Genomic DNA, 12,679 nt, shown 5'->3' with positions numbered 1-12,679 from the left:
GTTACAGGGAGTAGGTCTATCATCCTAATTGATGTAATACATGCTCAGAATGACCAGAAAATGCTCTGAAATGAACAGAATATCCTCCAGAATGAACAGAATACACCCTGAAGTGAACAGAATATCCCTCAGAATGAACAGAATACACCCTGAAATGCCGAGAAACCATCAAAATAGACTGAACCGAAGCTCCAATCGCTTCAGTCCAGTCTCTTCAATCACACTTTACACGTTTACAAGTTGTCGTTTCCAATGACGGTGAGCCGCGACAGCATCAATGAATTTGTCTGCGAATACATTAACGTCATCCTCCATGACGACTCCAATTTGATCTTTATAAGTTTCAATCAACTCTTTCCCTTCATGGGTTGCACCAATCGGTTTGAAATGGCTGAAGGCTTCTTCAGCGAAATTGTATGCATGTTGTTCGAACTCTTTATCGATGTTCTTTCCTCCCACGACATAGATCGCATCAAACAGGACGGAATCAGCGGTCAAGAATGTGTGGTCGACTTCGAGCGTTTTGTCGTCCGAGCCATTCAACGTCCCCAGCTTACTGCTGATGATTTCCGGCATCGCACCTTCCGCTTTGAACTCCCGAAGAATATGCGTCACATCCACACCGTTAAATCCATCACCGACAATCACTCCGATTTTACGTGACTTTGCTGTTTTTGTCGTCTTTTCCATGCTTAACGCTGGCGAAGATTTCGTATAATCGATTTCTCCGCCTTCCGGCCGGTCTACACCGATGTTGTCAGCTACTTCCGTTACTAGTTCTGAGCTGACTTTCGCAAACATGTTGACGACTTGCTGCTGGACGGATTTACTTTCCACTTTTCCAAGCTCGAAGCTGAACGCCTTCTTGATGTGATCCTTCTCCACTTCACTCATACTGTTCCAGAAAAGCTTCGCTTGTGAGAAGAAGTCCTCGAAGCTTTCACTTCTCGCACGGATTTTATGACCTTCCACTTTTTCCTGATAATGCTTGTATCCGCCCTCTTCTTCGCTTGCTGGGCTCGGTGTGTTATCAGCTAACGAGTTTTTGTGATAGCTGACTTGACCCGTATTGATCGTCTGGCGGTGCATACCATCACGTTGGTTGTTGTGGAACGGGCAGACAGGCTTGTTGACCGGAATCTCGTGGAAATTCGGTCCTCCGAGTCGGGAAATTTGCGTATCCGTGTAAGAGAACAAACGGCCTTGCAACAATGGATCATTGGAAAAGTCGATTCCTGGTACGACGTGACCCGGGTGGAACGCCACCTGCTCATTTTCAGCAAACACGTTATCCACATTTCGGTTGAGCGTCATTTTACCGATGATTTTGACCGGTACCTCTTCTTCCGGCCACAGTTTCGTCGGATCAAGGACATCGAAATCGTATTTGAATTCGTCTTCTTCAGCAATAATTTGAACGCCTAATTCGTATTCGGGATAGTCACCGTTTTCAATGGACTCGTAAAGGTCTGCACGATGGAAGTCCGGATTTTTACCAGAGATTTTCTGTGCTTCGTCCCAGACGAGACCGTGTGTCCCAAGAATCGGTTTCCAGTGGAATTTGACGAAGTGGGCTTTCCCTTCTTCATTTACGAATCGGAATGTGTGGACGCCGAATCCTTCCATCATACGGAGACTTCTTGGAATGGCGCGGTCGGACATTGTCCACATGACCATGTGTGCGGACTCCTGGTTGTTCGCGACGAAATCCCAGAACGTATCATGAGCGGATGCAGCTTGTGGCATGCCATGGTGTGGTTCTGCTTTGACCGCATGGACAAGGTCAGGGAACTTGACTGCATCCTGGATGAAAAAGACTGGTATGTTGTTTCCGACTAGGTCGAAATTCCCTTCTTGCGTGTAAAATTTCGTTGCAAATCCACGTGCGTCACGTGCTGTATCAAATGAACCTTTGGACCCTGCGACTGTGGAAAAACGGACGAATACCGGGGTTTTCACAGATGGGTCAGCAAGGAAGTTCGCTTTCGTATATTCTTTCATGGACTCATATACTTCGAATTCGCCGTGAGCTGAGAATCCACGGGCATGGACGATTCGCTCTGGAATACGCTCATGGTCGAAGTGCGTCATTTTTTCACGGAAATGGAAGTCCTCCATCAATGTCGGTCCACGTACCCCTGCTTTGAGGGAATGTTCATCGTTGGAGACCTTTAAACCTTGGTTGGTGGTCAGATGTTTATCTTTATCATCGACACGATGTTGTTCGAGCTGTTCGTCTTTCTTGTTTTGAAACTCTTTACGATCATCACTCATGAAGAAGTCCTCCTTTATACATCCAGAAAAATTATGTAATCAACATTACATACATGTGCGATTCCCTCTTAAAAGTTGCGGCAAACGGTTTTTAGCTAATTGTACTATTTTTACTATTTAGGATCAGGTATTTCCTGATTTTTTCCATCCAAGCCGGATGTATTTCGTCTTTACTTGTAAAGGAATGTTTATGGGATGGTGGTCATTTGTTTAAAGCAATTTCGAGTAGTTTTGTACGATTCATTGCCGTTATAGTGGGGATTGTTGCGATTTCTTCTTTTCTAGGGATGACGATGTACGGGTTTGACTTCAGTTTATCAACCTACCTGGGTTATTTGAAAAATACCATCGTATCACTCTTAAATCCAGGTGAAATGAAGGTCTATAAAGATATTTACAGCTTCAAGTTTGGACAGGATTTCTACAACTGGAGTGATAAAAAGTATGCGGTGTTCCCAGTGTTCTGGGAGTATTATTTCTACTCCATGAAGATTTTCCTGGTGTCATTGATCGTTTCAATGATCGGTGGTCTTCTTTTGACGTATGTGACCTCGTTCTTTTCGAAAAGGACAGTGGGCAAGATTGCAAAAGTACTCTCCTTATTAGAAGCATTACCAGACATCTTCGTTATTTTTGTGGTGCAATTTTTCATCATCTGGTTTTTCAAGAAAACAGAAATACTCCTGTTTCCGATTGCAGGTGGATTTGAAGAGGTGTACTTCGTGCCGATCCTCGTTCTGTCGCTCTTACCGACCCTGTTCTTTTTCAAAGTGTCGTTGTTCATGACGATGGAAGAGAATGAACAATTGTACGTGGAGTTTGCGACGAGTAAAGGGCTGCAGGCCAACAGGCTTTTCCTCCGACACATTTTCCGAAATGCGATTATCGGAATCATGAGCCATTCGAAAGCGATCATCTGGATCATGCTGTCGAACCTGATCATCTTGGAAAGGCTTTTCAATATCAGTGGTCTCACGAAGTACATACTGACTTACAATCAGACCGATGTAATTGCACTTAGCCTGATTCTCTTTTACATACCCGTGTTCCTGATCCTGTTGGCGATCAAGCTCGTCATCCATCGTTCGACTGGAAAAGAGGTGGTCATATGACGTTGATGTTCCGTTTATTGAGAAATCCGATGTTCATGATTGGTTCACTGTTTATCTTTGGATTGTTCATGGCTAGTGTTGGGTATTATTTCTTTACGAATGATCATATTCCATACGTGAGGCTGCTTTATGATAAAAGTGGCGAACTCTTGAAGCATCCATATGGACCGTTGGATCATTTTCCAATGGGAACGGATCACTTTGGGAGGGATATTTTCACTCTCATGTTAATCGGGACAAAATATACACTTGGGATCGCCTTTGTCGTTGCCTTCCTAAGACTGTTTTTCTCTTCTGTAATCGGTGTGTTGCTCGGGATGTATGTACCGAAATGGAAAAAGTGGATTGCATCGGTTGTGGATGCAACGAACTATTTTCCAGCAACACTGCTTGCTTACTTCATCTTAGTTTGGGTGATGCTTTATGAAAGACGGTTTGGTGGCGAAAATCCTCAATTCTTCGATAATTACTTGTTGTTCGTCACCGTTTTTACTGCCATTGCAATTCCGACGATTTCCGTCCTAGTAATGAATGAGACAGACCGAATTATGAAAAAGGAATTCATTGAAGGCGTTAAGGTGCTAGGTGCAGGTAAATGGCAATTGGTCCGGAAACACTTGATGCCTTACCTGGTCCCTCAATTCTTCATGATTTATTTGCGAGAGCTGATTCAGGTCTTGCTGTTGCTTGCCCACCTTGGGTTGCTGAGGATTTTCTTCGGAGGGTTTGATGTGGAGAAAGACATGTATTGGGTGAATAGGGAATATTCCTTGTCCAATGAATGGTCTGGATTGCTCGGTTTTTGGTGGGAGTTCATCTGGGCTGGTCATCCGTGGATTACTGGTATTCCAGTGCTCTTTTTCACAGTGACGATTTTAGCGGCAAAGATGACCCTTATGGGGTTTGAGCAGGAGTATGGTCATGTCGTGAAAGCTCCTAAGGTGAAGAGAAAGCCTCTAGATCGGACTAACAAGGTTCCCACGAAAAAAGATTTCAAACCGATTACGGTTCATTTTGATCGGAAGAAAAGCGTGAATGAATAGAAAAACGGCAAGGGCATTCATCCCTTGCCGTTCTTTTATAGTTGGTAGAGGCTTTTCAGGTCGTTCGTTATGTAGGCTACAATCTTTTCCCTGCAATCCGGGGCTGATTCTATTAAGGCTGGCAGGAAGTACAAGGACTTAAGGAAAGTCGTGATGTTCCTACGCATATGAAAATATTCGTTGGACCAGCCATGCTCCTTCTTGTCTTGAAGTTCCGTCCAAATCGAATCCACCCATTTTTCCAATAAGGATGGGTCCATTCCTCTTTGGAACATGTAGTGGATGACCATGAGCAAACGCTCGTCCTCTTCATTCGTGTAGACGCCGTTTTCGCGAAGGATGCAGTGTTTAAGAGTATCCAACGCTTTCGGATAAAAGCTTTCCTTTTTTACAGCCGGATGTTGGACAGCAACGGCGAGTAGGTCAGCTCCGTGCGCTACTGCATGTGCCCACCCTTTTTCCTCCTCAAATCCTCTGAGGTCTTGTTCTTCTAACAGGTAGCGGACAGCATTTTCGCAAGCTTCTACCGCTTTTGCTTCTGAAAGGAACCGCCCTTTCACGTCTTCATTTAAAATGAGTGCAACGACGAGAGCTGAAAAAGACCTCGTGAAGACAGCGTCGGTCTCTTTATCACCTATACGATAAAAAAGGTGGTCGTCATCCATACAGATGTCGAGGATGTCTGCCATGAAAGGCGTTGTCAGGTGTTGTTCTGTGATGAGCTTGGCGAAGTTGGTGTAAATGAGATGATCCCTTAACTCTGGATCTTGATCACCGATGGAAGCCAGCATTCTTTGGACGAGATCCACTTTGTCCATTCTGTCGATTTCATTATCTGTCATCTCTTTCAATTCTTTCAACTGTTCCGTTAGCATGGTTTCAATTACTCCCTTCTCTTTCTTCCTTCTTCCACAATCGATACATGATTTCCTCCACAATTGAAACACTAACTACGTAGCAAGATTTGTATAGGAGGAAAAGAGATGAATAATCCAATGAACCAAGGTGGCGGCCAACAACCACAAGGGATGCAGCAACAAGGCATGCAGCCGCAACAACCTAGAATGAATCAGTTCGGTGCTCCCCAAGGCGGGGCGATGCCTCCACAAGGGAATGCACAACCTGGATTCCAGCCGAACCCTGCACCGACGCCAGCGAACATGAATCATGGCGGGCACGAGATGTTCGATAGTCACGAGGTTCTCGCTTCGATCATCAGTGTGTTGGATCAATATTTGATTTACGATCAGTACATCAAGGACCAAGAGCTTCGCACGATTTTATATCGTCAGCACGCTTTCATCAACGACCTTTACAATACAATCGTTGAAGCGTTCTCGACGGGCGAGAAGCCGTCCCACTCTACACGCGTCTATAAGATGCATCAGAACAACAATACGGTTTACGGACTCACACCGGGGCAACCGAAAAAGCCGTTCACTTCTGCAAACCAAGTGAACGACCAGGGCGTATCTGGATATATGCTCGGATTGCTGAAATCGACTGGAAGTTTGTTTGCGATGACAGCTCTTGAAATGACGAACCCGGTGTTGCGCCGCGTCATTGCTGACAGCGTACCGAATTTTATCGAGATGGCGTATGAAATCTTCTTGTATCAAAATAAGCGTCACTACTATCAAGTACCACAACTTGCGCAACAAGACATGAACCAAATGCTGAGCAGCTTCGCACCATCACAACAACCCCCGCAGTTCAGACAGTAAAAATAGGAAAAAAGAAGTCGAGTCCACGTGGACTTGACTTTTTCCTTATTGGTGAAGGTCAGGTACTTGAATATAAGCCGGTTTCAGAAATTATAATCCAGATTCGGAAGTTATAATCCAAAATCCGAAATTATAATCCAAACTCGGTAATTATAATCCAAATCCAGAATTTATAATCCAAAACGAGCGGATCTCCAATCAAAACGGCAACTGCTCCACTCGATATTCAATACCTAGCTCATCGAACCAGTCGTTCAGCCCGGTCCAGAGTGCTTCACATAGTTCATACACTTCGGCTCGGTCTCTCATATCCCCACTCATTACTTTACGCGCCAATGCTTCGTATCCTACCGGCTTCGCTTCTATCCGTAGCGATTCTTCAAAGGTCTCGGCACGAGTCGTGTAATACTGCTTGTTCGCTAGGCCAATCAGCTTTGCTGTTTGCCACGCGAAATCCCGTGCTCCGACGGGTATGTAGTCGAGATTTCCGCTCTCATAATTGTTCCTCATTTTTCCCATCGTCTCATACGGTTCCCAAATCATGAACTCCCTCATCACGTCGCGTATTGCAGTATCTGACACGGACATCGGCCGCTTCTTCACTTCTTCAAAAAAGCCGTCCCGATCGTAAACCGGCTTGATCTGAACAAAAGATCCCGCCTTCACCGGCCAGTTGTCACTCACTTCGGAAGCCCGTTCCAACAGCTCGGAGCGTTGCGACGTGTAGAGCTCCATCTTGAACTTTCCATATATGAATTCATGTCCCTCAATCTCGTAGCCATCTTCAGAAACGATGTGCATCTCGATATCGGAATATACACCTTCTTTTTCAAATCCGATAGAGCCGTAAACGCCAACTGCTACAACCTTGTCTCCATGCAGTTGAAGCATGCGATCCTTCACGTACTCGATCATTTCGAACTTCTCTTCTCTCGTTGACGGTGCTGGAAAAGACAACATCGTACTCCCCCTCTTTTTCTGATCAAAACCTATTTCGCGGAAACCCGACATATCCCTGCCCGAACGGCCAACTAGTCCTTTCTTAACAAGACGGACTATGCCCGGTATATCTTTGGTAGTAGCGGTCTGTAGTGCTAACAAATAAACCCTATAGACTGTTGTCAGTATTTGTAGCATGAAGGGGAGGGAACGCCGATATACTGGCGAAAAAGGCTAGTAATGCTAATTAAATGGGGAGGAACTATACGTGAAGAAAACAGGAATCCTTACCGCGCTGAGCGTCAGTTTGCTGGCCGGTCAAGTTCTCATAGGTTCCGGTGGAAACGCTGAGACGACCGCTGGACCGAACGTAGAGAACATCTTACATGAACATGATCATTCAGAACATTACGATGTACGGAATGTCCTCAATCAGGTCGTGCCGACGAACCTGCAGCTCGATGCTGCGAACGCACTGATCCAGGAAGTCGGTGCCGGTACGAAGATTAAGTGGAACAGCTTGTTCGGAACACCTTCTACCATTGTAAAAGAGAAAGGATACCTCACAGGGGCATCCAACAAGAATGCGGAAACCGTAGCGCGCGACTGGTTGAAAGACAACGCTGCCCTTTTCGGGTTATCTGCTTCTGAAATCGACTCGTTGAAAGTAATCCGGGACTACGCGATGAAAGACACAGGGCTTCATCCGGTGACGTTCCAACAGACGTTTGACGGCATCGAGTCCGTGTACGGTGGAAGAATCATCGTTGCGGTCAACAAGGAAGGGAAAATTTTATCCGTAACAGGAAATTCAAGCCGCTCGAAGTCGCTTAAAGGGGATTTCGTCTTATCTTCAACGGACGCTTTGAATAAAGCGATCGACCTTGAAGCGAAGAGCTTGCAATATACACCTAAATTGACAGGAACCGAAAAAGGCTGGGACGTATTTGACGGTGGCGACGTGCTTCCATCGAAACAACGCGTGAAGAAAGCGACGTTCATTACGAAGGATGGCGTCCGACCGGCATACCGCGTCCTCTTTATTGAAGAGCTGAACGAAGGCTATGAAATGGTCATCGACGCGGAAACAGGTGAAGAGCTTTACAAGCGTTCACTCGTCGACTATCTGACAGACCCTGAAGGATTGATCTTCGAAAACTATCCTGGTGCCAAACAAGGCGGAACGCAGGTCGTGAAATCGTTCAAAGGTGACCCGAATGCCTCCCCTTACGGATGGTTGACGCCAGGTACGAACTTAGGTGTGACGACGTTCGGTAACAATGCGAACTCTTACGCGAACTGGAGTAACTTCCTCGTGCCAGCGGACGAAGCGGTACGCCCTGTCGCTCCGACTGGTAAGTTCAAATACAACTTCAACAATGCATGGCAAGAGACCCAAGGTGCGACAGTGCCTCCTTCATACGCAGAGGATGTCCACAGTGCAACGACCAACCTCTTTTACCATCACAATCTGTTCCATGATTACTTCTATAATCTTGGATGGACAGAGCCGGCAGGAAACATGCAGGTATCCAATTTCGGTAAAGGCGGTCTAGAAGGCGACCCGATTCTAGGACTTGTCCAAGCAGGTGCTGTTTCTGGTGGCGCTCCTACTTATACTGGTCGTGACAATGCCTACATGCTGACGTTGCCGGATGGCATTCCAGCATGGAGCGGAATGTTCCTTTGGGAGCCGATTCCTGGCGCGTTTGAAGGCGAATATGCAGATGGTGACTATGATGCAGGAATCATCTATCATGAATACTCCCATGCCCTTTCCAACCGTTATGTAGCAGGTGGAGAAGCACTTGGTAGCCATCAATCCGGTTCCATGGGCGAAGGTTGGGGTGATTGGTTCGGTATGCATTACCTCATTAAGAATGGTAAGGAAGAGAAGCCAGTTGTCGGTGCTTATGTAACAGGCAACGAAGAGCGCGGGATCCGAAGTTATTCACTAGATGAAGCGCCTTACAACTATGGTGATGTCGGTTATGACGTCGGCGGACCGGAAGTTCACTCGGACGGAGATATCTGGGCTGCGATTTTATGGCATGTTAGAGAGAACCTCATTGCTACGTATGGTAAAAGTGAAGGCGAATCCATTGCGGAACATCTTGTGATGGATGCGATGCCGATTTCTGTTCCGGATCCATCGATGGAAGATATGAGAACAGCAATCATCGCGGCTGACTTCGAACGCTATGACGGTGCACACTATGACGCACTCTGGACAGCATTCGCTCAACGTGGTCTTGGTGCTGACGCGTTCTCGAACGGCGGAGATGACACGGATCCGATTCCTGGATTCAACCATCCGGATGGTCAGCATAACGGCCAGCTCGTCGGTAAGGTCATCAACAGCGCGACGAACAAGCCGATTGAAGACGCTCGCATTATGATTGGTGAATTTGAAGCACGTACGACTCCGGTTTCTACAACTACTGACAGTGGTGGTTTTGCAACGTACATGGTCGAAGGTACGTATGACATAACGATTCAAGCACGCGGTTACGGTTCTCGCACGATTCGTGACGTGAAGATTGAGCCAGGTAAGAAGAACAAGCTGAAGTTCAAGCTTGAGCCGAACGTCGCTTCTTCCTTCAACGGCGCTTCCATCAAAAGCGTTTCTGGTGAGTCCGACAGCAACCCGGTCAAGTTCACGATTGACGATACAGAAGCAAGTGTTTATGCGACTGATACACAAGAGAACGGATTCAAAGGATCTGAGTTCGTTGTCGATCTAGCTGGAGATAAAGCTGTTGATGTTTCTCATATCCAGGTAAGTGCGATGAAGGATGTTTCGAAGTCCCGTTTCGCTACATTGAAAAACTTCAGCGTCCAAGTATCTGAAGACGGTGAGAACTGGACGACGGTCGTACGTGAGAAGTTTGAGGAAGCGAAGCCACGTCCAACAGTCGCTGACTTGCACTATCGCGGATATGACCTGGCTGAGCCTGTGAAAGCGAAGTACTTGAAGTTCATCGCTCACGATGCGCAAGACAACTCTAAAGGTTACGTCCAAGTAGCAGATATCCAAGCATTTGCGAATAAAAAAGCGAAGGTCGAGCCAGTGTTGATTGAGCCAGAAGAGCCGTTTGTAGCAGAAGGTTCAGTAACAGCTGGTAATGCTGGAACAGGTATCGGAAGTTTGGCTGGCGTACCAGCAACTCTCGCAGTGACAGAGAACGAATTCGTCACGACGCAAAATCCTGAGCCTGCATCCCAGGGGGCAGATGGATATGTCGTCACTCTCCCTGAGCAATATGGAGATGGCATTCACAACTTCACGTTGGAAGGTGCAGAGAGCGCAGCAGATTACGATTATGATGTGTACTTCTACAACAAGAACTTTGAGTTGATCGGTGGCGTAGCAACTTCTGGGGCGAACGAATCAGGCGTCATTCCAGGTGGAACGAAATACGTCTACGTCGGTCTCTATACAGGCGCGAACGTACCATTCACCCTAACAGCAACAAGCCCATACTAAAAAAATGGATAAGGAAAAGAGGCGCAGTGATGCGCCTCTTTTTACTTAATATATAAGTGCTTTAAGGGGGATGGCCGATTTCGGATACTGCATGCAGATTGTTTCTCTTAAAAGGTTCTATCAGCCACATTTTTCTTCTTATGGAAATGTTAAAATGGTACTAATATACATTTTTCCGAATGGGGTGAAGGGAAATGAGAAGTGTATCGAGAGTGCCGATGAAGACCATTGACCCAGAAGATATGTATCGACAGATTGTTGAATACACATATGAAACGACCGTCATCCATGCAGACCTAAGAGTTTTATACATAAATCAGTTCGGTGCAGATTTCTTAAAAGCACCAAAAGATGAAATCATCGGAGCGAATGTGCTCGATATTTTTAGAGAAGGACATGATCAAGAGCTCATAGAAGACCGGATTCGGCTAAACCAGGAAGAAAACATCATCGGGGAACTCATTGATATTCAGATTTTCAAATGCGATGGTACGCTTGTAGATGTTGAACTATACTGCCACCCTGTTATGTTCGGCGAACAATTTGCAATCCATTCCACCCTCCGTGATATCACATCTCGAAAAAAGGCTGAAAAACAACTTGAAAAAATTTCAACTGAAGTTGTGGAAATATCCTCTCCCATCGTGCCGGTCTCTGAAGGCATTGCCATCATTCCGTTGATCGGTTATTTCGATCAAGAAAAGGTAGATCACCTATTAGATTTCATACCTCATAAGCTTGCAAAGCATCAACTCAAATATCTCATCATCGACTTCTCCGGAATTTATCAAATGAACAAGGACGTAGTAGCATTTCTGTTCAAAATCAATTCCATTTTGCGATTGCTCGGAATCTATCCTGTTTTGACAGGGATCAGACCAGAACTAGCCCATAAAGCCGTACAACTGGGAGAAGATATGTCCAAAATCCGGACAATCCGCAATGTAAAAGAAGCACTCAGCCAGTTACGCGTGTGATAGATTCAACTCCATATCCGCTTTAAGCTCATGTCTTCGTCTAACGAAAGATGATAGACATCCGGATTGCTCAGGTCCTTCCATTTTTCAAAGCCGTTAACGTTATCAAAATGCTGAAGAATCAAGGACATCAGGTTGCCATGAGTGACGATGACGGCATCTTTGTTATCGCTCTTTAGTTCATTAATGACCGCCATCGCTCGGTCCGTTGCCTCCTGACTAGACTCTCCACCCTCAAATTTAAGATGCATGTCTTCGTATGTTCTTGCTAAATTGACCATCCAATTTTCCATTGGTTGTGTACTTAGTGTCCGCTCAGCAAGTCGATCATCGAGTTCCATTTCGATGCCAAGCTGATCTGCAGTAGGTTGAATGGATTGCTGCGCACGTGTGAAAGGACTCGACACGATCCGTTCAACCTTTTTATTGGTGAAAAAGTCCGGCAATTCCTCTGCCTGTTTGAAACCTTCTTCCGTAAGCGGTGCCTCTGGCGGTTGCCCCTCTGCCTTACAATGCCGCACGATGTAGAGATTCATAATCGTTTGCCCCTTTCATAAACCAGCTTTTCTAAAGCATCTGTTAATTTTGTTCGTAATTTTTCATGTAGATTTTCATGATATAAGTATTGATCCTCAGTCCAGCTTTCACTCGGATAAAGCCATACAGGCTTCACTCTCCGCTCTTCTGTTTCCCAGTCGTATCTCGGAAAAATGTGTGCATGTAGGTATGTATCTGTGTTTCCATAAATGGAATAATTGATTCGGAGAGGACTGCAAACTTTTTGAATGGCATCTCCAATCAAACTCATATCTAGTAGGTAATCGCTTCTTTCTTCTAAAGTTAATGAATTGAGCGAGTCTACCTTTCTGTTTGGCAGGAGCACACAATAACCTGGTAGAAACTGAGTATCCCCTATTACCGCAAAACCACTTTTCATTTTTGCAAGTACCATGGGATTCTCCCCTTGTTTGGCAGCTTGTATTCGATCCTTTTTCCAGTCCATCATTCATTTCCCTCCTATCAAACTCGCAAGTCATCTACCTTTCATTTTACAGCAACCACCTTCTATTGAAAAAGCACAACAAAAACTCAGCCCTGGTGTCAGGGCTGAGTCTCATAAATC

At 45.6% G+C, this 12,679-nt stretch carries 10 protein-coding genes; 5 read left to right on the top strand and 5 right to left on the bottom strand.

What is annotated here, in order from left to right:
• Window positions 1–225 precede the first annotated feature (225 nt).
• On the bottom strand, window positions 226–2,274 hold the full coding sequence (locus ACSVDE_RS01995; protein ID WP_439299286.1) for a catalase: 2,049 nt from the start codon (window positions 2,272–2,274) through the stop codon (window positions 226–228).
• A 206-nt stretch (window positions 2,275–2,480) separates the two neighbouring features.
• Between ACSVDE_RS01995 and ACSVDE_RS01990 the strand changes: the two genes are divergently transcribed.
• On the top strand, window positions 2,481–3,386 hold the full coding sequence (locus tag ACSVDE_RS01990; protein ID WP_439299285.1) for an ABC transporter permease subunit: 906 nt from the start codon (window positions 2,481–2,483) through the stop codon (window positions 3,384–3,386).
• Window positions 3,383–4,429 (top strand): ABC transporter permease subunit, encoded by a 1,047-nt coding sequence (locus ACSVDE_RS01985; RefSeq protein ID WP_439299284.1) that lies wholly within the window; start codon window positions 3,383–3,385, stop codon window positions 4,427–4,429. The genes ACSVDE_RS01990 and ACSVDE_RS01985 overlap by 4 nt, the downstream gene beginning before the upstream one ends.
• Window positions 4,430–4,464: 35 nt before the next feature.
• On the opposite strand, the gene ACSVDE_RS01980 is transcribed toward ACSVDE_RS01985, so the two are convergent.
• Window positions 4,465–5,304 carry a DUF2785 domain-containing protein gene (locus tag ACSVDE_RS01980; protein WP_439299283.1) on the bottom strand — a complete coding sequence of 280 codons (840 nt, stop codon included), beginning with the start codon at window positions 5,302–5,304 and terminating at the stop codon, window positions 4,465–4,467.
• Window positions 5,305–5,526: 222 nt separating this feature from the next.
• Between ACSVDE_RS01980 and ACSVDE_RS01975 the strand changes: the two genes are divergently transcribed.
• A complete protein-coding gene (locus ACSVDE_RS01975) occupies window positions 5,527–6,153 on the top strand; it encodes a spore coat protein (protein WP_439301914.1) in 627 nt (208 codons plus the stop codon).
• A 198-nt stretch (window positions 6,154–6,351) separates the two neighbouring features.
• On the opposite strand, the gene ACSVDE_RS01970 is transcribed toward ACSVDE_RS01975, so the two are convergent.
• A complete protein-coding gene (locus ACSVDE_RS01970; protein ID WP_439299282.1) occupies window positions 6,352–7,113 on the bottom strand; it encodes a kanamycin nucleotidyltransferase C-terminal domain-containing protein in 762 nt (253 codons plus the stop codon).
• Between the two features lie 247 nt (window positions 7,114–7,360).
• Between ACSVDE_RS01970 and ACSVDE_RS01965 the strand changes: the two genes are divergently transcribed.
• A complete protein-coding gene (locus tag ACSVDE_RS01965) occupies window positions 7,361–10,579 on the top strand; it encodes a M36 family metallopeptidase (protein WP_439299281.1) in 3,219 nt (1,072 codons plus the stop codon).
• Between the two features lie 194 nt (window positions 10,580–10,773).
• Window positions 10,774–11,556 (top strand): PAS domain S-box protein, encoded by a 783-nt coding sequence (locus ACSVDE_RS01960; protein ID WP_439299280.1) that lies wholly within the window; start codon window positions 10,774–10,776, stop codon window positions 11,554–11,556.
• Window positions 11,557–11,561: 5 nt separating this feature from the next.
• Here ACSVDE_RS01960 and ACSVDE_RS01955 read toward each other — a convergent pair whose 3' ends face one another.
• Together ACSVDE_RS01955 and ACSVDE_RS01950 are read right to left on the bottom strand one after the other, a co-directional pair.
• Complete coding sequence (locus ACSVDE_RS01955; RefSeq protein WP_439299279.1) at window positions 11,562–12,092, bottom strand: histidine phosphatase family protein; 531 nt, start codon at window positions 12,090–12,092, stop codon at window positions 11,562–11,564.
• The gene (locus tag ACSVDE_RS01950) at window positions 12,089–12,562 is read right to left on the bottom strand and encodes an HIT family protein (RefSeq protein WP_439299278.1); all 474 of its coding nucleotides are present in this window, start codon (window positions 12,560–12,562) and stop codon (window positions 12,089–12,091) included. Before ACSVDE_RS01950 ends, ACSVDE_RS01955 begins: the two co-directional genes overlap by 4 nt.
• Window positions 12,563–12,679 lie beyond the last annotated feature (117 nt).

Source organism: Pseudalkalibacillus sp. Hm43 (assembly GCF_051842935.1).
Taxonomy (GTDB): domain Bacteria; phylum Bacillota; class Bacilli; order Bacillales; family Fictibacillaceae; genus Pseudalkalibacillus.
This window is presented reverse-complemented; position numbering and strand designations above follow the sequence as displayed.